This is a genomic window from Stenotrophomonas sp. NPDC077421 (assembly GCF_049545505.1).
GTDB classification, from domain to species: domain Bacteria; phylum Pseudomonadota; class Gammaproteobacteria; order Xanthomonadales; family Xanthomonadaceae; genus Stenotrophomonas; species Stenotrophomonas nematodicola.
This window is the reverse complement of record NZ_JBMWDP010000045.1, coordinates 1-23,496: the sequence shown is the minus strand read 5'-3', so window position 1 is coordinate 23,496 and position 23,496 is coordinate 1. Positions and strand designations below refer to the sequence as shown.

Annotated in this window: 28 protein-coding genes; 20 read left to right on the top strand and 8 right to left on the bottom strand. The window is 65.7% G+C overall.

Annotation, left to right across the window (positions count from 1 at the left end; all coding sequences use genetic code 11):
* Positions 1–40 precede the first annotated feature (40 nt).
* The 16 genes from ACPEH1_RS18230 to ACPEH1_RS18155 all read left to right on the top strand — a co-directional run bounded on the left by ACPEH1_RS18230 (position 41) and on the right by ACPEH1_RS18155 (position 14,098).
* Positions 41–421 carry an RAQPRD family integrative conjugative element protein gene (locus ACPEH1_RS18230; protein WP_003821105.1) on the top strand — a complete coding sequence of 127 codons (381 nt, stop codon included), beginning with the start codon at positions 41–43 and terminating at the stop codon, positions 419–421.
* Positions 418–651, top strand: a complete 234-nt coding sequence (locus tag ACPEH1_RS18225) for a TIGR03758 family integrating conjugative element protein (protein ID WP_003821106.1) — start codon at positions 418–420, stop codon at positions 649–651. The genes ACPEH1_RS18230 and ACPEH1_RS18225 overlap by 4 nt, the downstream gene beginning before the upstream one ends.
* A gap of 16 nt (positions 652–667) precedes the next feature.
* Positions 668–1,027, top strand: a complete 360-nt coding sequence (locus ACPEH1_RS18220; RefSeq protein WP_003821107.1) for a TIGR03745 family integrating conjugative element membrane protein — start codon at positions 668–670, stop codon at positions 1,025–1,027.
* Positions 1,028–1,039: 12 nt separating this feature from the next.
* On the top strand, positions 1,040–1,450 hold the full coding sequence (locus ACPEH1_RS18215; protein WP_003821108.1) for a TIGR03750 family conjugal transfer protein: 411 nt from the start codon (positions 1,040–1,042) through the stop codon (positions 1,448–1,450).
* Entirely contained in the window at positions 1,447–2,139 is a 693-nt protein-coding gene (locus ACPEH1_RS18210) for a PFL_4703 family integrating conjugative element protein (RefSeq protein ID WP_003821110.1), read from the top strand. The genes ACPEH1_RS18215 and ACPEH1_RS18210 overlap by 4 nt, the downstream gene beginning before the upstream one ends.
* Positions 2,136–3,053 (top strand): TIGR03749 family integrating conjugative element protein, encoded by a 918-nt coding sequence (locus tag ACPEH1_RS18205; RefSeq protein WP_003821112.1) that lies wholly within the window; start codon positions 2,136–2,138, stop codon positions 3,051–3,053. Before ACPEH1_RS18210 ends, ACPEH1_RS18205 begins: the two co-directional genes overlap by 4 nt.
* Positions 3,043–4,461 (top strand): TIGR03752 family integrating conjugative element protein, encoded by a 1,419-nt coding sequence (locus ACPEH1_RS18200; RefSeq protein WP_003821113.1) that lies wholly within the window; start codon positions 3,043–3,045, stop codon positions 4,459–4,461. Before ACPEH1_RS18205 ends, ACPEH1_RS18200 begins: the two co-directional genes overlap by 11 nt.
* On the top strand, positions 4,442–4,882 hold the full coding sequence (locus tag ACPEH1_RS18195) for a TIGR03751 family conjugal transfer lipoprotein (protein WP_003821115.1): 441 nt from the start codon (positions 4,442–4,444) through the stop codon (positions 4,880–4,882). Before ACPEH1_RS18200 ends, ACPEH1_RS18195 begins: the two co-directional genes overlap by 20 nt.
* Positions 4,882–7,758, top strand: coding sequence for a conjugative transfer ATPase (locus ACPEH1_RS18190; protein ID WP_003821116.1), 2,877 nt, complete (start codon positions 4,882–4,884; stop codon positions 7,756–7,758). The genes ACPEH1_RS18195 and ACPEH1_RS18190 overlap by 1 nt, the downstream gene beginning before the upstream one ends.
* A 13-nt stretch (positions 7,759–7,771) precedes the next feature.
* Positions 7,772–8,557 (top strand): DsbA family protein, encoded by a 786-nt coding sequence (locus ACPEH1_RS18185; protein WP_003821117.1) that lies wholly within the window; start codon positions 7,772–7,774, stop codon positions 8,555–8,557.
* Between the two features lie 182 nt (positions 8,558–8,739).
* Positions 8,740–9,234 (top strand): JAB domain-containing protein, encoded by a 495-nt coding sequence (locus ACPEH1_RS18180; protein WP_003821118.1) that lies wholly within the window; start codon positions 8,740–8,742, stop codon positions 9,232–9,234.
* A 162-nt stretch (positions 9,235–9,396) separates the two neighbouring features.
* The gene (locus tag ACPEH1_RS18175) at positions 9,397–9,843 is read left to right on the top strand and encodes a TIGR03757 family integrating conjugative element protein (protein ID WP_003821119.1); all 447 of its coding nucleotides are present in this window, start codon (positions 9,397–9,399) and stop codon (positions 9,841–9,843) included.
* Positions 9,840–10,787, top strand: a complete 948-nt coding sequence (locus ACPEH1_RS18170) for a TIGR03756 family integrating conjugative element protein (protein ID WP_003821122.1) — start codon at positions 9,840–9,842, stop codon at positions 10,785–10,787. The genes ACPEH1_RS18175 and ACPEH1_RS18170 overlap by 4 nt, the downstream gene beginning before the upstream one ends.
* Positions 10,788–10,796: 9 nt before the next feature.
* The gene (locus ACPEH1_RS18165) at positions 10,797–12,194 is read left to right on the top strand and encodes an integrating conjugative element protein (protein ID WP_003821123.1); all 1,398 of its coding nucleotides are present in this window, start codon (positions 10,797–10,799) and stop codon (positions 12,192–12,194) included.
* A complete protein-coding gene (locus ACPEH1_RS18160) occupies positions 12,191–12,562 on the top strand; it encodes a hypothetical protein (RefSeq protein ID WP_003821125.1) in 372 nt (123 codons plus the stop codon). The genes ACPEH1_RS18165 and ACPEH1_RS18160 overlap by 4 nt, the downstream gene beginning before the upstream one ends.
* A 15-nt stretch (positions 12,563–12,577) precedes the next feature.
* Positions 12,578–14,098 carry a conjugal transfer protein TraG N-terminal domain-containing protein gene (locus ACPEH1_RS18155; RefSeq protein WP_003821126.1) on the top strand — a complete coding sequence of 507 codons (1,521 nt, stop codon included), beginning with the start codon at positions 12,578–12,580 and terminating at the stop codon, positions 14,096–14,098.
* Between the two features lie 11 nt (positions 14,099–14,109).
* Here ACPEH1_RS18155 and ACPEH1_RS18150 read toward each other — a convergent pair whose 3' ends face one another.
* From ACPEH1_RS18150 to ACPEH1_RS18140, 3 genes are all read right to left on the bottom strand, one after another.
* Entirely contained in the window at positions 14,110–14,475 is a 366-nt protein-coding gene (locus ACPEH1_RS18150) for a DUF3742 family protein (RefSeq protein WP_003821127.1), read from the bottom strand.
* Between the two features lie 84 nt (positions 14,476–14,559).
* Positions 14,560–15,192, bottom strand: coding sequence for an RES family NAD+ phosphorylase (locus tag ACPEH1_RS18145; RefSeq protein ID WP_003821128.1), 633 nt, complete (start codon positions 15,190–15,192; stop codon positions 14,560–14,562).
* 12 nt (positions 15,193–15,204) lie between these two features.
* Positions 15,205–15,831: an integrase gene (locus ACPEH1_RS18140; protein ID WP_003821129.1), complete on the bottom strand. Its 627-nt coding sequence runs from the start codon at positions 15,829–15,831 to the stop codon at positions 15,205–15,207.
* 316 nt (positions 15,832–16,147) lie between these two features.
* Here ACPEH1_RS18140 and mobH point away from each other — a divergent pair, with 316 nt between their 5' ends.
* Positions 16,148–18,019 carry a MobH family relaxase gene (gene mobH, locus ACPEH1_RS18135; protein ID WP_003821130.1) on the top strand — a complete coding sequence of 624 codons (1,872 nt, stop codon included), beginning with the start codon at positions 16,148–16,150 and terminating at the stop codon, positions 18,017–18,019.
* 50 nt (positions 18,020–18,069) lie between these two features.
* Here the strand turns inward: mobH and kdsA are convergent, their stop codons facing one another.
* The 3 genes from kdsA to copM form a co-directional block, all read right to left on the bottom strand.
* The gene (gene kdsA / locus ACPEH1_RS18130) at positions 18,070–18,942 is read right to left on the bottom strand and encodes a 3-deoxy-8-phosphooctulonate synthase (RefSeq protein WP_423716151.1); all 873 of its coding nucleotides are present in this window, start codon (positions 18,940–18,942) and stop codon (positions 18,070–18,072) included.
* Between the two features lie 174 nt (positions 18,943–19,116).
* The gene (locus ACPEH1_RS18125; RefSeq protein ID WP_003821132.1) at positions 19,117–19,374 is read right to left on the bottom strand and encodes a glutaredoxin family protein; all 258 of its coding nucleotides are present in this window, start codon (positions 19,372–19,374) and stop codon (positions 19,117–19,119) included.
* Between the two features lie 10 nt (positions 19,375–19,384).
* Positions 19,385–20,086 (bottom strand): CopM family metallochaperone, encoded by a 702-nt coding sequence (copM, locus tag ACPEH1_RS18120; RefSeq protein ID WP_003821133.1) that lies wholly within the window; start codon positions 20,084–20,086, stop codon positions 19,385–19,387.
* Positions 20,087–20,266: 180 nt separating this feature from the next.
* Here copM and ACPEH1_RS18115 point away from each other — a divergent pair, with 180 nt between their 5' ends.
* Positions 20,267–20,677 carry a hypothetical protein gene (locus ACPEH1_RS18115; RefSeq protein WP_012614065.1) on the top strand — a complete coding sequence of 137 codons (411 nt, stop codon included), beginning with the start codon at positions 20,267–20,269 and terminating at the stop codon, positions 20,675–20,677.
* 155 nt (positions 20,678–20,832) lie between these two features.
* Here the strand turns inward: ACPEH1_RS18115 and ACPEH1_RS18110 are convergent, their stop codons facing one another.
* Entirely contained in the window at positions 20,833–21,528 is a 696-nt protein-coding gene (locus ACPEH1_RS18110) for a FadR/GntR family transcriptional regulator (RefSeq protein ID WP_003821135.1), read from the bottom strand.
* Positions 21,529–21,727: 199 nt separating this feature from the next.
* Between ACPEH1_RS18110 and ACPEH1_RS18105 the strand changes: the two genes are divergently transcribed.
* Together ACPEH1_RS18105 and ACPEH1_RS18100 are read left to right on the top strand one after the other, a co-directional pair.
* On the top strand, positions 21,728–22,270 hold the full coding sequence (locus ACPEH1_RS18105) for a nuclear transport factor 2 family protein (RefSeq protein WP_003821137.1): 543 nt from the start codon (positions 21,728–21,730) through the stop codon (positions 22,268–22,270).
* Positions 22,271–22,451: 181 nt separating this feature from the next.
* Entirely contained in the window at positions 22,452–22,955 is a 504-nt protein-coding gene (locus ACPEH1_RS18100) for a ClbS/DfsB family four-helix bundle protein (protein WP_003821138.1), read from the top strand.
* A 46-nt stretch (positions 22,956–23,001) separates the two neighbouring features.
* On the opposite strand, the gene ACPEH1_RS18095 is transcribed toward ACPEH1_RS18100, so the two are convergent.
* A partial coding sequence (locus ACPEH1_RS18095) for an MFS transporter (protein ID WP_423716150.1) occupies positions 23,002–23,496 on the bottom strand: 495 nt, incomplete at its 5' end.

Genomic DNA, 23,496 nt, shown 5'->3' with positions numbered 1-23,496 from the left:
CTCCACCATCGCACTATTCTGATCACACAGGAATGGCGCGATGTTGGCTCCGATCTGGCAGCGCGCCGCGCATCGCGGCGTGCCCATTTTTCTCGTGACGGCCCTGCTGCTGGGTCAGTCCCCGATGGCGTTGGCCGAGTCCCCCGCACAGCGCCAGGAGCTGGTCGCCGCGCTGCGCCAACTCGACGCGCTGGAGCGCACCGTCGCCGACAGCGCCGCGCGTGCCCCCATCCAGCCGGGCGAGCGCTACCACTTCGATTACCCGCGGTTGCTGGCTGACTTGGCGCGCGTGCGCGCCGGCATCCAGGCCCATCTCACACCGTCGCGTGCCCAGCCGCGCGACCCCTCCGAACTGGCCAGCGACTACCGCACCGAGCGGTCCGCTTCGCCATCGCCGACGACTACGGAAGCCAAGCCATGAACGGCGCCCAGGTCTCGGCATTTCAAGCCAACAGCGGCATCGCGCCTTCGGCGATGGCGACCGTCCTGGTCGGCGCCGTGTTCGCGGTGCTCCTCGTCTGGGGCGTCTGGGCCATCCGAACGGCCTACGTGGGGTGGTCCGAGAGCCGCCTCAACCAGCGCCAGTTCCTCGGCGTCTGCATCCGCTTCGTCGCGATGTACCTCGTCCTGAGCTTCTTCCTCCTCTCCTGACCTGAAAGGCACGACCATGCAAAACCGCATCCTCCATTCCCGCCTTGCCCAGCGCGCCGCTGTGGCACTGGGCTCCGCCGCGCTGCCCGCGCTGTCGTTCGCGCAAGGCTTGCCGCAGTTGGAAAACCCGACCCGCGGCACCGGCAACGGCATCATGGAAACGATCAGGAACTACGGCTACGACATCATCATGCTCGTAGCCCTCCTGGTCGTGGCGTCGATGTTCATCGGCGTCTGCTACCACGCCTACGGCACCTACGCGGAAATCCACACCGGCCGCAAGACCTGGGGCCAGTTTGGCCTCACCGTCGCGATCGGTGCCGTGCTGCTCGTGATCGGCATCTGGCTGCTCACCGAAGCCACCGGCATCCTGTAAGGCGAGGCCGGTATGTCCGAGCAGCAGCACGTCCGTGCGGACGGGACGGTCACGTTCCTTCCGCATCGGCTCAACCGCCACCCTGTTGTCGTGCGCGGCCTCACCGCCGACGAACTGTGGATCTGCTGCGGCCTGTCCGGCGCCGCCGGCCTGCTGGTCGGCGCGCCGCTGTCCTGGGTGTTCCGCACGATCGCCATCGCGCCGACGTTCGTCGTCCTGGGCGTGGCCCTGGGCGTCTTCATCGGCGGCGGCATCCTGCGCCGGCTCAAGCGCGGGCGCCCCGACACCTGGCTGTACCGGCAACTGCAATGGCGCATCGCCACGCGCCATCCACTGATGGCGGGATGGGTAGGCGGCCACGTGCTGATCTCGCGCTCCGGCTTCTGGTCCACCCGAAGGTCCGTTGCAAGGGGGGCACGATGAGCCGCTTCAAGAACGAGATCACCCACCTGCAGGCGCACATCAAGACGCTTCGCCTGGGTGCTGGTGCGCTGGTCATCGTCGCCCTGGTCATGGGCGGTGGCTGGTGGAGCGCGCCGCGCGACCTGACCATCCACGTCCCGCCCGACCTGCGCTCGGGCAGTACCCGCAAGTGGTGGGAAGTGCCGCCCGAATCGGTCTATGCGTTCACGTTCTACGTGTTCCAGACCCTCAACCGCTGGCCGACGAACGGCGAAGAGGACTATCCGCGCAACCTCCACACGCTCTCGCCGTACCTTACCCCGTCCTGCCAGGCCTTCCTGCGCGCGGACTACGACTACCGCCGTTCCACGGGCGAGCTGCGCCAGCGCGTGCGCGGGATTTATGAGATCCCCGGCCGCGGCTACGGCGACGACCCCACGGCGCGCGTGCGCGTGGTCTCCGACCGCGACTGGGTGGTGACGCTCGACATCACCGCCGACGAGTACTACGGCGCCGAGCAGGTCAAGCGCGCGCTCGTGCGCTACCCGGTGAAGGTCACGCGGGTGGACGTCGATCCCGCCCGCAACCCCTTCGGCCTGGCGCTGGACTGCTACGACGGCGCGCCCCAGCGCATCAGCGCACCGGAGCCGACTCGCCCGGCACCTGGCGGCCTGTCTCCGCAAGCGCCCCAAGGAGGAAACACCCCATGAAGCATCCTGTACTCGTGCTGCTGGGGCTGCTGGCCGTGGCCGCGGCACCCGTCTCCCATGCTGTGGAGATTCTGCGGTGGGAACGCATGCCGCTGGCGGTGCCGCTGAAGGTCGGCCAGGAGCGCATCGTGTTCATCGACCGGAACGTCCGCGTGGGCGTGCCCGCAGGCGTGGGCGAACGCCTGCGCGTGCAGAGCGCAGGTGGCGCGGTGTACCTGCGCGCCAGCGAGCCGATCGAGCCCACGCGGCTGCAATTGCAGGACGCCGACACGGGCGCGCTGATCCTGCTCGACATTGCGGCCGAGCCGCCCAAAGACGGCGAAGCCGAGCTGGAGCCGGTGCGCATCGTCGAGGGCAGCAGCACCCCTGCGCGCTACGGCGATCAGCCAGGCGGTGCCGATGAGGCCCCGGCACGCGCCCAGGACCAAGCAGGTACGCGGGCGACCCGGCGCGAAACCCCGGTTCCGGTCGTCCTGACGCGCTTCGCCGCGCAGAACCTCTACGCGCCGCTGCGCACTGTGGAGTCGCTGCCTGGCGTCATGCGGGTGAACCTGCGCCGTGACCTCGACCTCGGCACGCTGATGCCGACGCTGCCGGTGCGCGCGGTCGCGCTCGCGTCGTGGCGTCTGGAAGACCAGTGGGTCACGGCCGTGCGCCTGACCAACAGCAGCAGCGGCTGGGTCACGCTCGACCCGCGCGTGCTGCAAGGCGATTTCCTCACCGCCACCTTCCAGCACGAAGCGCTCGGACCGCGCGGGACGCCCGAGGACACGACCGTCCTGTACCTGGTGACGCGCGGGCACGGCCTCGCGCAATCGCTGCTGCCGGCGATCCACCGCTTCGACCCGGCCGTGCATCTGCCGCAGCGGGAAGCTGAAGCCGACGATGGCAAGGAGGCCCGCCATGCGCAGTAACGGCTTGCTCAAGTGGCTGATGATCCCGGTCGCCTTGCTGGTGCTGTTCGTTGCCATCCGGCTGTTCTCCGGTGGAAGCACGTCGGCACCGCCCGCCGCGGATGCTGGCTCCAAGCTCACGCCCGAGGAAATGAAGGCGTTGGGCATCGAAGGCGATACCCCGCGCGATACCGTGGCAACGCTCGTCGCCCAGGTGAAACAGTTGCGCACCGAGCTTCAGACCGCGCTGACCGACAACAAGTCGCAGCGCGAGGAAAACCAGCGGCTGCGCCAGCGGGAGAACTCCATTGATCAGCGCATCAATTCGGCCCTCGAATCCGAGCGCTCCAACCTGCGCCGCGACCAGGAACAGGCGGCCAGCGCGCGCCAGCAGACCGAGGGGCTGCTCGCCGACCTGCAGCGGCGCCTGGACAGCATTGGCGGGCGCGGCGGCGGTCACGCTGATCTGCCGGTGGGCCTGGGGCTGCGCGGCGGCGACGAGGCCGGCATGGAAGGCGGCATGCGCTGGGTCGAACCGGACGACGCGAAGAAGGCCGAGGGCCGCAATGGCAGTCGTGGCGCAGGCAGCGGCATGAGCTTCCCGACGAGCTTCGGCCCGGCACAAAGCACACTGGAAACCACCGCGGAAACCGTGGCGAACGCCGGCGCAGGTGCGGCAGGCGTCAAGAGCGCCAAGCCGGTCTATACCGTGCCGACCAACTCGACACTGATGGGCTCCGTGGCGATGACGGCGCTGATTGGGCGCGTGCCGATCGACGGGACGGTGAACGATCCGTACCCCTTCAAGGTGCTGGTCGGGCCGGACAATCTGACTGCCAACGGCATCGACATTCCCGACGTGGCCGGCGCGGTGTTCTCCGGAACCGCATCGGGCGACTGGACGCTCTCGTGCGTGCGCGGCCAGGTTCGCAGCATCACCTTCGTCTTCAACGACGGCACGATCCGCACGATTCCCGAAGACCGCGAAGGCAACCAGCAGAACAACCAGCAGCGCGACGGCCTGGGCTGGATCAGCGACCCGCACGGCATCCCGTGCGTCAGCGGCGAACGGCGCAGCAACGCCCAGCAGTACCTCGGGTCGCAAGCTCTGATCACCGCGGCCGGAGCCGGCGTGGCCTCGCTCATCGAGAGCGACAGCGGCCGCATGTCCTACGTCGGCTCGGACGGCGCCATCGGCACCGTGGGCATCAGCGGCAAGGAAGCAGTCGGCCAGATCCTCGCGGGCGGCGTCCGGGACATGTCGACCTGGGTCAACAAGCTCTACGGACAGGCTTTCGCCGCCGTCTATGTGCAGCCAGGCGCCAAGGTCGCCGTCCACCTCGAAAAGCCGCTGGCCATCGATCACGACCCCGAAGGCCGGCGCGTCGATCACCGTGCAGGAGAAAGCCATGCGCTCGAACTCGATTAAGGGCCTCGCGCTGGCCGCGGCCGTCGCCGTGCTCAGCGGTTGCGCCACCAGCAAGGAAGAACTGCTGACCCATAGCGACCGCACCATGATGGACATCTGGCAGCAGGAAACGGGTGGCGGCGGCAGTGGCACCGGCCAGGTCGCGCGCCGGCAGTTGCTCGACGCGCGCCAGAGCCTGCGCCGGCCGCTGACCGACGCCGATGTGCAGGCTGCGCCCGTCGAGCAGATGCGCTACACGCGCACGGCGCGCAACGAGGTTTATCGCCAGTTCCAGCGCCTGCCCAACCCCGATCTCGTCATGTATGTGTACCCGCACCTGGCGGGCACGGACCCCGTGCCGGTTCCGGGCTACACGACGGTCTTCCCCCTGTACCAGCGCGTGCAGTACGCCATGCCCGGTGAACGGCTGGAGGACTATTGATGCGCTGGGAACTTCCCTGGCCGAAGCTGGCCGCATCCGGCACCGGCGACGAAGAGAAGCCGGACGGCTGGCAGCGCCACGTCGAGGCCTTGCGCCAGGCCGGCGTCCCTGAACCCGGCGCAGCGGTCCAGGGCCGCAGGCCGGCGACGGTAGCCGACGAGCAGGCGCTGTACGACGTCGCGCCGTCGTTCGCGGAACTGCTGCCTTGGGTGGAGTTCTTGCCGCAGTCGAAGTCCATGCTGCTGGAGGATGGGCAGTCGGTCGCTGCCTTCTACGAGCTGGTGCCGCTGGGCACCGAGGGGCGGGAGCCCGGCTGGCTCGCGCATGCCCGCGATGCCTTGGAGAACGCGCTCCAGGACTCGTTCGATGAGCTGGACGAAAACCCCTGGGTACTCCAGCTCTATGCCCAGGACGAGCCCAGCTTCGACCAGTACATGCAGACCCTGCGCGACTACGTGCAGCCGCGTGCCCGCGGCACCGCTTTCACCGAGTTCTACTTGCGCTTCTTCGGCCACCACCTGCGCGCGGTCGCCAAGCCGGGCGGCCTGTTCGAGGACACGGTGGTCACGCGGCTGCGCTGGCGCGGCCAGACGCGGCGGGTGCGCATGGTGATCTATCGCCGTGCAACTGGGCAGGCAAGCCGCCGCGGCCAGACGCCCGAGCAGATGCTGAACATCGTCTGCGACCGCCTGTGCGGCGGCCTGGCGAACGCCGGCATCCAGGCACGGCGCATGGTCGCAGCCGACGTCCACGACTGGCTGCTGCGGTGGTTCAATCCGCGCCCGGCGATGCTTGGACCGAGTGCAGAGGACCGGGAGCGCTTCTACGCGCTGGCGCGCTACCCCGACAGCACCGAAGAAAGCGAGGCCGGCGAAATCGAGCTGGCGAGCGGGCGGGATTTCAGCCAGCGGCTGTTCTTCGGCCAGCCACGCTCCGACGTGGAGCACGGCACCTGGTATTTCGACGGCATGCCGCACCGCGTGCTGATCACCGACCGGCTGCGCATGCCGCCCGGCACCGGACACCTGACCGGCGAGACCCGCAAAGGGGATGCCATCAACACGCTGTTCGACCAGATGCCGGAAGACACCTTGCTGTGTCTCACGATGGTCGCCACGCCGCAGGATGTCCTGGAAGCGGATCTCAACCACCTGGCGAAGAAGGCCGTGGGCGAGACGCTGGCGTCGGAGCAGACGTTGAAGGACGTGCAGGAAGCCCGCTCCCTCATCGGCAGCGCACACAAGCTCTACCGGGGGACGCTGGCATTCTACCTGCGCGGACGCGACGAAGCGGAACTGGACCGGCGCGGCCTGGACCTGGCGAACGTGATGCTCAATGCTGGCTTGCAGCCGGTGCGCGAGGACGACGAGGTGGCGCCGCTCAACAGCTACTTGCGGTGGCTGCCATGCTGCTACAACCCCGGCCAGGATCGGCGCAAGTGGTACACCCAACTGATGTTCGCTCAGCACGCGGCGAACCTGTCGCCGGTGTGGGGCCGCGCTCAAGGTACGGGGCACCCGGGCATCACGATGTTCAACCGCGGTGGCGGGCCGATCACCTTCGACCCGCTCAGCCGCCTGGATCGGCAGATGAACGCCCATCTGTTCCTGTTCGGCCCCACCGGCTCCGGCAAGAGCGCCACGCTCAACAACCTCTTGAATCAGGTCACGGCCATCTACCGACCGCGGCTGTTCATCGTGGAGGCTGGCAACAGCTTCGGCCTGTTCAGCGACTTCGCACGCATGCTCGGGCTGACGGTAAACCGGGTCAAGCTGGCCCCAGGTTCGGGCATCAGCCTCGCGCCATTCGCAGACGCGCGTCGGCTGATCGAGACGCCCAGCGACGTGCAGACGCTCGACGCCGACGCGCTGGATGAAGACCCGCCACCAGATGCCTCGGCCATGGAGGCGGACGAGCAGCGCGACGTGCTCGGCGAACTGGAGATCACGGCGCGGCTGATGATCACGGGCGGAGAGGACAAGGAGGAAGCCCGGATGACGCGGGCTGACCGCTCGCTGATCCGTCAGTGCATCCTCGACGCCGCCGAGCACTGCGTGGCCGACAAACGCACGGTGCTTACGCGCGACGTGCGCAACGCGTTGCGCGCCCGCGGCCAGGACCCGACGCTGCCCGAAATGCGCCGCGTGCGGCTGCTGGAGATGGCGGATGCGATGGACATGTTCTGTCAAGGCACGGACGGCGAAATGTTCGACCGCGACGGCACGCCGTGGCCCGAAGCCGACATCACCTTGGTTGACCTCGCGACATACGCCCGCGAGGGCTACAACGCGCAGCTCTCCATCGCTTACATCAGCCTGATCAGCACGGTGAACAACATCGCCGAGCGCGACCAATACCTGGGACGCCCGATCATCAACGTCACCGACGAAGGCCACATCATCACGAAGAACCCGCTGCTCGCGCCCTACGTCGTGAAAATTACAAAGATGTGGAGGAAATTGGGGGCCTGGTTCTGGCTCGCGACGCAGAACATCGACGACCTGCCGCGCGCCGCGGAGCCCATGCTCAACATGATCGAGTGGTGGATCTGTCTCAGCATGCCGCCCGATGAAGTTGAGAAGATCGCGCGGTTCCGCGAACTCTCGCCCGCGCAGAAGGCGCTGATGCTTTCGGCGCGCAAGGAAGCGGGGAAATTCACCGAAGGCGTCATCCTCTCCAAGAGCATGGAAGTGCTGTTCCGCGCCGTGCCGCCGTCCCTGTACCTCGCCCTCGCGCAGACAGAACCCGAGGAGAAGGCCGAACGCTACCAGCTCATGCAGCAGTACGGCTGCACCGAACTGGAAGCGGCTTTCAAGGTGGCCGAGAAGATCGACCAGGCCCGCGGCATCGAGTCGCCGGCCCTGGAACTGTCGTAAACCGGAGAACGCCATGGAACAGAAACGTCCTTCCATTCCGATGCAGGTCCAGGCGTTCCGCCGTCGCCGCTGGCGGCCTCGCTGGCCCTGGGTATTGGCTGCTGCGCTGGTCGCGCTGCTGCTGATCTGGCTGGTGTCCCGGACGCCCGGCGAATCCTCAGCGCCGTCGCGCGCGCCGGTCAGCACGGCGCAGGTCGCTGGGCCACCCTGGCAGATGGGCAACCCGGAAGGCCGTTTCACGCTGACGCTCTATGCCGACCTGGAATGCCCGTTCTGCCGGGAGTATTTCCCGCAGCTCAAGCGCTGGGTCGGCAACAACACCGACGTGGCGCTGCAATGGCATCACCAGCCGCTGGCCGCGCACGAGCCTGCCGCGTCGGCCGAGGCACGTCTGGCCGAGTGCGCCGCCGAAGCGGGCGGGCATGCGGCGTTCTGGCAGGCGGTCGAATGGGTCTATGCCCACACGCGCAGCGACGGCCAGGGCTTGCCCGATGGCTTGCGTTACCCCGAAACAACGTCAGCCATCGAACAGTGCATGGCTAGCGAGCGCCCCAACGTGGCCATCCGCGCGCAGGCCGCGGAAGCCACCAAGAGCGGCGTGACCGCCACGCCGTCGCTGCGACTGCTCGATCGCCAGACGGGCCAGGCCATCCTGTTGCAGGGGCCGATCGAGGGCGATGCCTTGCTCTCGGCCATGGACCTGCTGGTGGCCGGGGAAATGGCCAGCGACGCGCCGGGTTCGCCCGCCACCCCCACATCCGAAATGCCTGCCGACGTTGTCGGCGACATGCCCAGGTAGCCCTCGGTCTTGAAGGCTACGGCGCGGCTCGCCGCGCTGACCGCTACCCGTTCGCTTTCGCATCCTGGCCGCGAACAATCACCGCCGCGCGGTGATGGATGCACCTTGTTCCGCTGTTTCCATCCCCAGGAGGGCTTGCCCTCCCAGGGTGGCGCCCTCCGCTCACTTTCTGGAGGTCCGCCATGTCTCTCGTCGCCAACGACTCCTGCGTGGAGCCACGTTTTGCCCCCATGTCCCAATCCGATGACTGGATCATCCGGCAAGCCATCGCGCTGCTGGAGCAGCGGGTCTTCAAGAAGGGGCCATCCCTGGAGAGGCCTGCCGCCGTCAAGGACTACCTGCGCCTGAAACTGGCCGCCGAGCCCAATGAAGTCTTCGCCATCGTGTTCCTCAACAGCATGCACGAGGTGCTGGCCTACGAGCCGATGTTCAGAGGCACGATCCATTCGACCTCGGTGCATGCGCGTCCGATCGTGCAGCGTGCCTTGGAACTGAATGCGGCAGCGGTCATTTTTTCTCACCAACACCCTTCGGGCTGCACGGAGCCGTCGAGCGCGGACCGTGCGTTGACCCAAACGCTGAGGGCCGCGTTGTCGCTGATCGACGTGAGGGTGCTGGATCACCTCATCGTCGGCCAGGGCACGCCGTACTCGTTCGCGGAATCCGGCCTGCTGTAGCGACGGCATCGGCTCCCTGATCCACGCGGAGGCTTCGGCCTCCGCTTTTTCATGGGCGCGAGACAAGCAGGTATGCGGGCAGTGCGCGATGCGCATTGTTTGTTGGGGCCGCGTCGGCTTCGCGTTTGACTACTGCTCTGATCAACTTCAAGGGCACGCGACATGACAGCATCCCTTTCCAGGTTCGCGCCGGGCTGGCGAACCCTCGGCCGGGCCGTGGCGCTGCCGGCAGCCCTGGCCGTTTTCAGCCCGGCCACCTTCGCCGCCGACGTGGTGGTCGTCACCGACAGCCGCCACCCGGTCAAGACCATGGGCGGCGAGCGGCTGATCGAGCTGGACGAAGCCCACAGGATTGAAGCGGAGCTTTCCGCGGGACTGCCCACCGACCCCGAACAGGCGACGGCCATCGTCAAGCGCCGGCTGAATGGCGGCGGTGCCGATCTGCAGCGACGCATCGCTTCCGCATACCAAGGCGTTACCGACGCATGGAGCCTCGGCATCACCAGCCTCCCGGCCGTGGTGGTGGACAGGCGCTATGTGGTCTATGGCGAGCCGGATGTGGCTCGCGCTGTCGCGCGCATCGAGCAGCACCGGAGGACCCAGCCGTGACCCGACCATTCGACCTGATGCGCCGCCTGCGCGCTGGCGTGGCTTCGTTGCTGCTGCTCAGCGCCACGGGCAGCTACGCCCTCAATACAGCGACCATCATCGGCTCGGTGGCATCGCCCGATTGCCTCGAATACCGCGTCGTCGGCATCTGCTACTGGCTCTACTGCACATGGACGGGCTGCACCGTGCGCACGTCGATCAAGGTGCGCCACTACATCCCCGATGCAGTGGTGTCGTCGTACTCGAATACCGGAGAAAACCCCTGGGTCGAAGTCCAGGCAATGAGCACGCCCAACCCGTCCGCCCAAGCTGGCGGCGACGGAACGACGAACGAGGATCACGAAAACAGCCTCGCCAAATTCAAGAACGCGGATGTCATCGGTCACCCCGGCGCAGAGGTGTTCAACCAGTTCGTCTCTTCGTCAGGCTACTTCTGTGAGGGCGCGGGCACGGCGTTTATGCCGTACTTGCTCAGCACCCTGGATACGCTGGCCTGGCGCTACAACGTGCCCGAGATGGCCTACCCGGAAGCGCTGATTCCGGGCCGGCGCGAAGTCGGTGCCCGTACCACGATGAATCTCTGGGGCAACGTGTATCCCCGTGGCGGCTTCCTGCACCAGACCGACGACTTCAAGGCCGGCGCAGTGGTGGCCCAGCGTGCGGGCGATGTGGTCACGCGCCGCGGGCAGATCCACGTCTATCAGCCGTTGCTTGCCAACTCCCGTGACGGCTACTGGCCGGCCGGCGCGCTGATGGAGGGCGAGGCCTCGACCGGCAAGTGGCAAGAACTCACGCCCGTCCTGTCCTCGTCCTGCACGGTCTTCCCGCGCAGCGGCTTCCTTACCCAGGCCCAGCAAGGCGACTACGCATGGGCGCTGTGGCGGCCGTATGCCTGCTGCGAGCGCCGGGGCCAGGTGTTCCTGGGCAGCGTCGATTTCCTCTGAGGGGGTGCCATGAAGTTCCGTCCTGCATTCAATCCGTTCTCCCGCCGGGTACGTCGCACGGAGATCGTCCTGGCACTGGCCGGCGCGCTCGCGCTGGGCAGCGGCGTGGCCTGGGGTCAACTGGGATACCAGACCAGCGGCAGCGTCATCGGCGATGACGTCATGTACTCGATCGGTGGCGGCAACGCCGTGTCGATGGGACGTGCAGCCGGCATGCGCTCCATCGGTGTCGGCGTGGGTTGGAACAGCAACTTGATCTGCGGCGACATGAGCATCCAGACCACGTTGAAGAACCAACTTAACGGCATTACCAACGGCTTCCAGCAAATCATGTCGTCGGTGATCCAGAGTGCCACCAGTGCGGTGGCATCGTTGCCCGCACTGATCATCCAGCGGGCCGATCCCGGTCTGTACAACCTGCTCACCAATGGCGTGCTGCAGGCGCGGCTGGATTTCGACCGCAGCAAGCTGACGTGCCGTGCCATGGCCGAGAAGATGGCCGAAACGGCGGGCGGCCAACTCGGCTGGAGCCAGATGGCCGAAGGGCTGGCGCTGCGCGATGCCGTGTCGAGCACGGATGCGGTCTCGGCCATCGAGCAGGCCGAGACGCGCCGCGGCAATGACGGCGTGCCGTGGGTCGGGGGCAGCAACGCGGGCGGCTCCGGCCAGCCCGCGATCAAGGTCGTCGGCGATGTCACCCGCGCTGGCTACAACCTGGTCAACGGCCGCGGCGTGACCGACACCTCGTCCATTGCGCCGGCCAGTTGCAGCAGTCTCTCGTGCCAGACCTGGACCTCGCCGCAGGCTGCCGTCGAGTGGGCCACGCGCGTGCTCGGCGAGAAGGAGCAGCGCACGTGCGATGCCTGCACCAAGACCGAGACGACGCCGGGCGTCGGGCTCACGCCGCTGATCCAGGAGGAGTACGACGCCAAGCTGCAGGCGCTCCAGGACCTGGTAACCAAGGCCAAGAACACGACGCCGGAGAACCTGCGCGAAGCTGGCAGTGCGTCGCTGCCGATCACGCGCGGCGTGATCGAGGCGCTGCGCGACGAGCCCGACCAGCACCTGCTGTCGCAGCGCCTCGCGTCCGAGGTCGCGCTGGCATCCGTGCTGGAGAAAGCGCTGCTGCTGCAGCGCACGCTGCTCACGGGCAAGAAGGAGCCCAACGTCGCGGCGAACGAACTTGCCGTGGAGGCGGTGAACCACGAGAGCGACACGCTCGACCGTGAGATTCGCAACCTCAAGACCGAACTGGAGCTGCGGCGCGAACTGGCGAACAACTCGCCCATGGCGATCATCCAGCGCCACGGCGCGCGCGCGGCCGGTTCGCGCGGCATCTACGAGGGCGATCCTGTGCCGGACCGTCTCGACCAGCTCCAGAAGGGCAATCCGGGGAGTCGGCCATGAGCCCGGCGCGCATGGCCTGGCGGCCGCTGCGCTGGTTGTTCAGCCGGCGCGCGGCGAAGACGCTGCTGTGGCTGGTGCTTATCGTTGCCGCCGCAGTGGGGGCGAACGTCGCGGGCATCAACCTGGTCGGCAGCGTTGCAGGCTGGGAACGGTGGCTGGCGGCCTCCGCAGGGTATTTCTTCATCTGGCGGCTGTGCGTGTACGCGGCAACGGCCTATGGATGGTTCTGGATGCGCCGCCGGGTGCTGGCCCGCGAAGACCAAAGCGGGACAGATGGGCAGGCGCGGCGCCGGCTGATCCGTACCGAGGTCGCCGGCGTCGTCGCCATCGTCGCGCTGGAAGCCAGCCTGTTGATGCAGGCCGCTTGAGGGGAGATCGGGGCCATGACGCTCTTCACGACCGACTATCTGGAGTACTACCTCACCCTCGTGTCCTGGATCGTCAACAACGGTATCTGGGCCGTGCTGGTGTCCAGCGGGGTGTTCGCGCTGCCTTTCGTCGCCATCGTCGTGCAGGAGTGGCTGAAGGCCCGCGCGGAAGGCGCTGACGAGGGCAACAAAGGCGTTCTGAGTGCCGCCCGTATCGAGAACCGGGTGTTCGTCGCGATCGTGGTGGTGATGTTCGCGGGCATTCCGTTCATCGACGTGGACCTCAGCACCATCCAGTACGACAGCTCGCGCTCGGCGCAGTGCCAGGTCAGCGTGCCGCAGCCCACGGAAACCGGCTGGTCGCAGTCCTTCAGCACCATCAACAACCAGTCGGCGAAGGTGCCGGTCTGGTGGGCTTTCATGCACGCGCTCTCGCGCGCCGTCACGAGCGCCTCGGTAGCGGCGATCCCGTGCGGTACGGACCTGCGGCAGATGAGGATGGAGATCGACGCGACCCGCATTGACGACCCGGTACTGGCTCAGGAGGTCGCGGACTTCTCGCGGGATTGCTATGGGCCTGCGCGGGCCAAATTGTTCATGCAGCGCCCGGATCTCGATGAGCAGCAGATGCACGACGTAACCTGGATCGGCTCGCGCTTTTTCACGGACACGGGTGGCTACTACGACAGCTACCGCTCCAGCACGGCGCGCGAGGCATGGCCCTATGACGACACCCGCGATGCAGGCCTCGCGCAGGTTGCCAATGGTGGCGGCTACCCGACCTGCAGGCAGTGGTGGTCAGACGGCAGCAACGGCCTGCGCGCGCGGCTGCTGGGGCAAGTGGACCCGACCCTGCTGAATCGCCTGGCGGGCTGGGCCGGGTTCCTCAGCCGGGCCGAGGTGGACGATTCGGTGATCCGCGCCATCGCGTCACCGCGGCAGCAGAAACTGAACCAGGGCAGCGTCTATACGGACTACGGCGGCCAGATCGACAAGACCCTGCCGAACATCGTGACGCGCGCCACGGGCGACGTGGGGATGGCAGTCGGCGCGATTGCCGCGTTTCCTGCCATGGATGTCGTGCGCCAATCCCTGCCCATGATCCTCGCCTTACTGAAGATGGCGCTGGTCATCTGCATCCCGCTCGTGCTGGTTGTGGGCACCTACGACCTGAAGACGGTCGTCACCGTCAGCGTCGTGCAGTTCGCGCTGTTCTTCACGGACTTCTGGTTCCAGCTCGCACGCTGGATCGATTCAACGATTCTGGACGCGCTTTATGGCTGGGGCTTTGGCTGGAACCGGCCGCACACCAACTTTGACCCGCTGGTAGGGTTGAACAACGCCTTCGGCGACATGCTCCTGATGTTCGTCATGGGCACGATGTTCCTGGTTCTGCCGGGATTCTGGCTGGCGAGCCTTACCTGGGTTGGGATTCGGGCCGGGCACGTCATCCAGGGACTTTCCGATGGCAGCAAGAGCGCCGGCCAAGCTGGCGGCAAGGGTGCCGGGGCGCTCACCGGAGGAAAACTGAAATAGCGCGAGGCCGGTCAGTCGTCGGTGTACAACTCGTGCGACGTGTCGTTGTACAGGTTGGGATCGTAGCCCGGCGTCTTGCGCAGCTCGGTGAGGTCGGTGAAAGGCCACTCGTCCTCATCCGAAGTATTTGCAGCAGCAGCCCATCCCGCCGCCGCAACGCCCAGCATCACGAGTGCAAACCAAAACGCAACGTAGAGCAGCACCCCCAGTACAGCCAGCTTGGCTACCCACACGAGCGCGGTAGCGCCAGCTCGCGGCATGCCCTTGGACACCAACCAGTTCGACGCCCGCCGTTCGCGTCGCGCATAGGCACGCCATCCGCGGCCAAAGGCGCGGCCGAGGCGTTCTGCGGTGCTGGTGCGGGTCGTCGTGTTCATGGTCGTCTCCTGCTGTTGAGGAATGCCTATTCCAGTTTGCTCCACTTCATTCGGTTTGCGGCTTCAATGTGTTTTCTTGCTGCTTCAGGACGCTTCGTCATCCGGCCCCACCGGGCCGGGGTCGGGTTCAACGCCGATGCGGTAGGTAACAACGAAACGCGGCCAGTCCACATGGTCCACCAGGTCGATGTCCTCGATGACGCCAACCTTCGCTCCCGCACGCTCGAACAGGGCGATGCTCTTGGCGGGATAGTTGTTGCGCGACGGATAGAGCACCCCGTCGAACAGCGCCTGGCCATCATCTCCGAGCATCGCATGCACCTGGGCGGACACCCGCTGTGTGTGCGTGTAGTCGCGGCTGGCCAACTGCTCCAGGTTCAGGCCGAAGTAGCCCGCTATGACGCCCTGCGCCGTGAGATCGGCCAGAAACACGTCGTCCATCACGCCTACTGCGCGCACCATCCGGGCTTGGACTTCTTTCAGCGCGATCGAGCGTTGCGTGTCCGCAAGCCACTGGTGCTTGTGAAACACCGACTCCATCAGCGCCGTGGGCAGGTCGCGCCCCAGGTAGAGCACGCCGTAGGCCCCCGCTGGGTCATCGTAGCGATTCGTGCTGCTGCGGCCATAGTACAGCGGGCTGCCCCGATAGACGACGCGGCTCACATGCTGGAGCAGTTCACCGGCATCGATCAGGAACGAAGGCAGCTCGTGGCTCATGGCGGTCTCGCTTCAATGCACCTGGACGCCCAGCACGTTGAACACGGCCTCGGCCACGTCATCGATCGTGCCATGCGTCACCGCATCCACGGGCGAGCGACCACCCAGGCCTTCGAGGGGTTCGGACAGCGCGCGGTAGATCGTCCAGTGGTCGATGCCCTCGACCTCCTGGAGCACGGTTTGGGTCAACTGCTGCTTCACCGGGTCGAGCTGCCAGTCGGGCAGCTTCTGGCCGCGCGGCCCCACGTTCAGCGCCAGCAGCCGACGGGCGAGGATGTCCTTGTAGATTTGCTGGCGCGACTTGTCCGCCAGCTTGGCGAACTCGGCAGGCGGCAGGTTGTCCGGCTGGTTGAAGGCTTCCAGCAGCAAGGCGCGGCCTCGCTGGACATCGGTTTCAGCCGGTGTCCAGCGCGTGTCGGAGCGCAACGCGGCCGCCTTGCGCTGCAAGGCCTGCGCCACCGTTTCACCTTCCAGGTTGGCGGGCAGCGTCACCGCCTCCACGCGCTCGTGGATGAACGCCTGCAACTCAGCCGCGAACGCCGGTGCATCCCGGATTTCGACGGTATCGGCGAAGCGTCGCACATCCTCCACCGTGACTCGCGGCAGCCGGTCGGCAATGAATTCGATCGCAGTGGGCATGGTCAGCTCCCAGGTAGGTTTGAGACAGGATTCACTCTAGTCTCCTTTGTCGCATTTGTCAACTTAGTCGCCCGGGTGGGAGCCTACCTGGCGGTGTAGCGCCCCGGCAGCATAGGCCGGGGCCCAGCGCCAGGTCGCCGTCTAATCCATTCGTGCGGGTTCCGCATTGACGCTGGAGCCGCAGCCCAGGCCCCGCTATACCGAAACGGTTAAAGGCCAAAGGGTCGAAACGGCAAGGGAATGGGGTGCAAGGGGAAAGGCCCTACCTTGAAAAGGCCAAAAGGCCTCCCGCCCGGCCCGCCATCAGGACACCGACATGCTCTCCCTGTTCCAGCGAAAACGGCCCCCGGTCGCTGCCGCGCCGTCGCCAGCACCCGCCACCGACCTCCCGAAAGGGTTGATGCGGCCGGAGTCGGCCGCATCGTTGCTCGCCACCCCGCGCCGGCAGAAGCTGCTGGAACACATCTGGCAGCGCACCTCGCTTTCGCGCAAGCAGTTCGCCTCCCTGTACCGCGCGCCGCTGGAGCGCTACGCCGAGCTGGTCCAGGCCTTCCCGGCTTCCGAAGCGCATCACCATGCCTACCCGGGCGGCATGCTCGACCATGGCCTCGAAATCGTCGCCTACAGCCTAAAGCTGCGGCAGTCCCATCTGCTGCCCATCGGGGCCAGCCCCGAAGACCAGGCGGCGCAGGCCGAAGCCTGGACTGCGGCCGTCGCCTATGCCGCACTGCTCCATGACATCGGCAAGGTGGCCGTCGATCTGCACGTCGAGCTGGCCGACGGCAGCACCTGGCACCCATGGCACGGCCCGCTGCGCCAACCGTACCGCTTCCGCTACCGCGACGACCGCGAGTACCGGCTTCATAGCGCCGCGACAGGCTTGCTGTACCAGCAATTGCTCAATCGCGATCTGCTGGACTGGCTCAGTGGCTATCCATCCTTGTGGGCGCCGCTGCTCTACGTCTTGGCTGGGCAGTACGAGCACGCCGGGGTTCTGGGCGAGCTTGTCGTGCAGGCCGACCGCGCCTCCGTCGCCCAGGAGCTGGGCGGCGATCCCGCGCGCGCCATGGCCGCGCCCAAGCACTCGCTCCAACGCAAGCTGGTCAACGGGCTGCGCTACCTGCTCAAGGAAGAGCTGAAACTGAACCAGCCGGAGGCCTCCGATGGCTGGCTCACCGAGGACGCGCTGTGGCTGGTGAGCAAGACAGTCTCGGACAAGCTGCGCGCGCACCTGCTGTCCCAGGGGGTCGATGGCATCCCCGCGAACAACACGGCCGTGTTCAACGTGCTACAGGATCATGCCATGTTGCAGCCCACCGCCTCCGGCAAGGCCATCTGGCGCGCAACTATTACCAGTGAGAGTGGCTGGTCCCATGCCTTCACGCTCCTGCGCCTGGCCCCGGCGCTGATCTGGGAGCCCTCGGAGCGACCCAGCCCATTTGCGGGAACCGTGACCGTGGACAACGCCGGCGAGGCCGAGGACGGGCCGCGCCCGTCCGCACCCGACGCTGCATTGCTACCTGGAGCAGCGGTGGCAACGGAGAAGGAGCCCGCAGCAAGCAGCCGTCCAGATCAGTCGGGCGGAAGTCACGCCATACCTCCCAGCACGCAGCGCAATCCGGCCGACCCACTGGAAAGCATGCTGGCGATGTTCGAGACAACGCCTGAGCCGGAGCAGTCCGTCGAAGCCCCGCCAGAGGGTGCCGACGATGCAGCGGTGCCGCTCGACCCTCCCGCATCGGCCCCAGGTCCTTCGGCGCCGACCGCCGCGCCTGCGCCGCACGATTTCGCCTCATTTACCGGGCGGCCATCGGGCGAGCATTTCATGGCCTGGCTGAAACAGGCCGTCCAGACCCGCAAGCTCATCATCAATGACGCCAAGGCCCTGGTACATACCGTGTCCGACACGGTTTACCTGATCAGCCCTGGTGTTTTCCAGCGCTACGCACAAGAGCATCCAACCATTGGGCCGCTTGCGAAGGACGCGGCCCTGCAGGACTGGCAGTGGGTGCAGAAGCGCTTTGAAAAACTCGGACTCCACAGGAAACAGCCATCGGGTCTGAACATCAGGACGTGCGAGGTCATGGGACCGCGCAAAACGCGCCAGGTGCATGGCTATTTGCTCGAAGACCCATCGCACATATTCGATGCCGTTCCACCGAACAATCCTTATCTGTCGCTCAAATAGCCGACTAAGAGGGGAAGTGCCACACGTTCTGTTTGAACGGGTGGCAGGCTTCAGTCGATCCGAAGAGGCTCGAACGACTTGACGAGTCGGTCCACCGCCTTGACCTGCCGCAGCAGCGGTTCGAGCGTGTCCAGTGGCAGAGCGCTGGGTCCGTCACAACGTGCATGCGCCGGGTCGGCGTGTGCTTCGAGGAACAAACCGCCAATGCCGACCGCCATGCCGGCCCGCGCGAGTTCGGGCAACTGTTGGCGACGCCCACCCGAAGCCAACGCATCCGCTTCTCGCCGCTGCAGGCTATGGGTTACGTCGAACACCAGTGGCAGGCCACTGCTGGCAACGCTCATTTCGCGGAAGCCCAACATGTCCACGACGAGATTGTCGTAGCCGAACTGCGTGCCACGCTCGCACAGCAGGACGCGCGGGTTGCCAGCCTCGTGCAGTTTGTGGACGACATGCCTGATCTGGCCCGGGCTGAGGAACTGCGGCTTCTTGACATTCACTACCCGACCGGTGCGGGCAATGGCGGCCACCAGATCGGTCTGCCGGGCCAGGAAGGCCGGAACTTGCAGTACGTCGGCAACGGCAGCGACCTGCATGGCCTGCTCAACCTCATGCACGTCGGTCAAGACTGGGCATCCGAACCGCGACTTGACCGCATCGAGGACCCGCAGCCCTTCCTCCAGGCCGACACCTCGGAAAGAATGGATCGACGAGCGATTGGCCTTGTCGAACGACGCCTTGAAAACGAAGGGTATCCCCAGCTTGCGCGTCACCTCCGCGAAGTGCTCAGCCGCAGCCAGGGTCGTATCGAGATCCTCGATGACGTTGATGCCGCCGAACAGCACGAACGGCAGGTCGTTGGCGACTGTGATGCCCTCGGAAATGGCGACGTGCAGGGAGGTGGCTGATGATGTCGATCGCATAAAAATTCCTCTCGTGATGTCAACGACCGCAGGCGAAAGCGCCGAGCGTCGTCGGCGAAGAATGCCTCACGGTCTTGAGCTTTGCGTGCAGACGCGTCCACAACAGCGCTTACAGGGTCCGACCGGGGTCCGCACCGGCGACTCCGCCCGTGACCACGGTCTTCCTTCAGCGGCTCACTGAAGACCGAGCGCCTTCATCAGCCTCGGCTTCTGGCTCGCGAAGGTGCCATAGAAGACCTCGTCGCCGACGATCGTGATCGGGGCCACGCGCACGCCGGTTCGTGACTTGGCCTCCGCGGAAATCTTCGGGTCGGTCAGGTCGCGCTCTTCAAACGCGATGCCCTGCTGGGACAACCACTCCTTTAGTGCCCGGCAGTCCGGGCAAGTTGGAGTGCTATAGATGAGGATGCGCGGGGTGTTGGCTTGGTTCATGGTCGTGCCTTCACTTGCCCCGAGCGACAAGCCAACTCTTCATCATGGCGATCTCGCCTTCCTGCGCGGAGATGACCTCCTGAGCCAACTTGCGGACCTCCGGGTTCTTGCCGTACTGCAGCGCCACCTTGGCCATGTCGATCGCACCCTGGTGGTGCGGGATCATGCCGCGCATGAAGTCCACATCGGCGTCGCCGCTGAAGTCGATCATCATGTCCGCATGCATGCGGTCGTTGCCGGCACGGTAGGCGGCCGTCGAGGCATCGCCCGAGCTGCCGGCCGCCGCCTGCTGGCCGTTGTCGCCCAGCCACTTGTTCATCATGGCGATCTCGCCTTCCTGCACGGTGATGACCTCCTGGGCCAGCTTGTGAACCTCCGGGTCCTTGCCGTACTGCAGCGCCACCTTGGCCATGTCGATCGCGCCCTGGTGGTGCGGGATCATGCCACGCATGAAATCGACGTCGGCGTTGCCAGTGAACTGCGCTCCCATCCCGGCGTGCATCTGGTCGTTCACGGCGCGATACGCGGTCGTGGAAGGACTGTCATTGGCCGAGGCGCTGGAGGGCATCGCGTGCCCTTGGTGACCTCCGCCCGCACTGGCCTGCATCGCTTCACCCGACGGGACGACCACCTTCTTCTGGACGGCCATCAGGCCGGCGGCGACCACGACGGCGCCCGCAATGAACAAGAGGCTGAACTTGTTGACCTTCATGAAAAAACTCCTTGAATGAGGTTGATGGGTTCACTGTAGGGCCTCCCATTGTTGGAAGGTCAAGCCCTTATTTCGCCCGTCACTTGGCGCTGCACGGCGGTGTGCCCATGCCCATTTCAGTTGCAAGTAATTCTCAACAAAGGTAGGATGTTAGGACGTTAATAGCGAGAGTCCAGGATCATGTCCCAGCAACCGAAAGTTCACGACACCAGCGATTTCCCCATCGTCCGCTTCGACGGCGCAAGCATCTACAACGGATACAGCAGCGCCTGGTGCGCGGAAATGGATGAACTCGTCGCCTGCGGAAAGCCCTTCGTGCTTATCTACGTCGCGGGAGGGCCAGAAGAGACTCTCGACGATCGCGCTCAGCGCGGCGTCTGGCTGAAGACTCACAAGGAGACGCTTGGCGGCACATTGCTCGCGCTCATCCACGTCGAACCGGATTCGGATAAGCGAGCCCAGTTGGAGGCCATGCTGCCAAAGCTCGTCCAGGCTTTCGGTACACCGCAGTCCACCCGGGCCACCCACGCCGATGCCGAGGCGCTGGCCCGGTATGTCCTGGCGGGTGGTCGCGTCGAAGATTCGATATGAACAGCACCGTCCGGTCGCTGTAGCGCACCAAGGGCCTATCCATGAGGACCGGCTACCGCGTGCTCTCCGGGAAACAACCCGCGTTCCGATCAACGGGGCCGGCGACCGGCTGCTCGATGGAAAGCGGCATTGCCAGCGCGGGAGTCGCGCTCGGATCAACCCGATTTCTCAAGTGCCGCAATCAGCGGAGCGACCACGTTCCGCACAGCCGCCGCAGCTGCTTCTCCATCCTGGCGCTCGATAGCATCCACGATCGCCTCATGGGTCGCGAGACCCGGCTCGGGCAGTTCCTTGTCCTTCAGCGCAGTCAGCGTGTTCATGCGGACCGAGTTCGCGAAGTAGCGGTACAGCTCAGCCAGCGCGCCGTTGCCGCACATCCCGGCGATCGCGCAGTGGAAAGCCGTATCGGCCTCGGCAAAGGCCGCGCTCGATGCGTGTTGCTCCTGCTCGCCGCGGGCCTTCAACAGTCGGCGCAGCAGCCCAACGTCCGCCTTGGACCGATGCACCGCGGCCAACCTGGCCGCCTCGGTTTCCAGCATGCAGCGCAACGCGAAGTGCTCTCGCAAGCCGGAACGCCCGACACGGCGCATGACCTCGGCCGGATCGATATTGGTTCGCACGTAGGTGCCATCACCCTGGCGGACTTCCAGGACCTGGCCGTGCGAGAGCACGCGAATGGCTTCCCGCACCGTGTTGCGGCCAACCTCCAGCATCTCGGCCAGTTCCTGCTCCCTGGGGATGCGCTCGCCGACCTTCCAGGCGCCTCCCTCGATCTGGCCGCGGATCAGCTCAATCGTCGAATCGACGAGCGAACGCCGCGGCGCCTGTGGGAGTGTGAAGCGGTTATTCATCGCGGTTCTCAAATGACGTAGAGACGGGAGCCCATCGGACCTCGATTGTAGCAACTCAGGCCTTATACATAGGATGATTCTATGTATTTGACAAAAGAGCAATTGCCGACGGCCTGTGCTTCGTTGCGCGCGACATGCGATTTTCCACCACGCCCGTGCGAGCGGGATTTTTTTCAACACCTTTTGGAGTATTTCGACCATGAACAACATGCAGCACGCCCTGTCATTCAGGCCCCTTCGTTCTTCAGACGGCTTGCGCTGCCGTCCGGTGCAGGCTTTGGGAGCGATATTCCTCGGGCTGGTTTCACTCGCCTATAGCGTCACGTCGCAGGCGGCAGATGAGCCAGAGAACGTGAAGGTGGTCCAGCAATACCTTGACGCCTGGAATGGCGGGCGAACCGACGCGATGGAAAAAGTGCTCGATTCCAACGTCGTCTATTTCAATACCAGCAATGAAGCGTCCCGCACTGGGCCTCAAGCCATTACCGAAGTCTCGCAGTTTCTGATGAAAATCCTGCCCGACCGAAAAATGAAAATCCGTTCGCAGCCGGTTGCCTCCGGCGATGGTGTGGCGATCGAGTGGGAATTCACCGCCACCAAGAACAGCAATGGCGGGACGTCGCCCTCCAGTTCGACCATCAGTTATTTCGGCGCGAGCTTCTTCCGTGTTTCGAACGGAAAGATTGTCTATGCCAGCGACTACTACAACCACAACACCATGCAGAAGCAGCTTCAGCAGTAACGTAAATCCGCAAACAGGAAATCACCGACATGTCCCGCTTCATCATGCACAAGCCCTCGGCGCCGCCAGCGCAGCGGTGAGGCAAGCGCTTTTCCTCAATCCAAGGTAATTGCGCTGGTGACTTGATGAATATCTGACACGCCGGTTATCGAGCCTTGTCTCGATGAAATAGAAATCCCGAATGAAACTACCAACCACGAAGCAGGAACTCCTTGACAAGGTTCGCGCCAGCCACCGAAAGCTCGGGGTAGAAGCTGCCACCATTCCCGCCAGCCACTACCGGCACACGGCCATGATCTGGCAGGAGCCGCGCCTGCATACCAACGCTGCGATGGTCCTGGTGGACGTCATCGTCTGGAACACGATGATCCTGCAGTTCGCGCATGATCGGACGCCTGGACCTTCGGCGTCCTTTTACTCGCCGAGTGCGATGGCGCAGCGGGCCGAGCGTCTTTCTGCCGGCTTCCAGCGCCGTTTCGCGGGCAGAGACCTTCGCGAGCTGGAAGCCATGCTCACGGAGGGACAGGACCGGGTGCTCGACTGCGTGGCGCACCATTCGAACGCCTCGCTTTTCGATCCCGCGTTGAGCCCGATGAAGACCCTCGGGCGCAAGATCCAGTTCTTCACCTCCACCGCCTACGACGACGCGCTGTCGAGGCTGCGCCAGTGGAAGCAGGTGCTGTAGCGGCCGAGGCGACCCACTGCGCGGAGCGCCTCTTGCACCGCTCCGATCAGACCGGAGCTGGCAGCGCCGGCTTTCGCGCGGCCTGCCACAGCAGCGGCACCAGGATCAGCGCCAGGGCCGGGAAGATCATCCAGTTGACCGCCTGCCAGCCCGAGCTGTGCAGGATCGATCCCGCGAGGAACGACACGGCCGCCGTGGCGGCGAAGACGAAGAAATCGTTCATGCCCTGCGCCTTGCTGCGCTCGGCCGGGGTGTGGCAATCGGTGACCATCGCCGTCGCGCCGATGAAGCTGAAGTTCCAGCCGATGCCCAGCAGCGCCAGCGAGCCCCAGAAGTGGGACAGGCCGAGCCCGCCCAGGGCCACCACCCCGGAGGCGGCGAGCAGCACCATGCCGACGGCGGTCACGCGCTCCTTGCCGTAGCGCACCATCAGTCGTCCTGTGAAAAAGCTCGGCCCGAACATCGCCAGCAGGTGCCACTGTATTCCTAGGGCGGCGTTGTCCACCGAATGCCCGTGGTTGACCATCGCCACCGGCGCGGC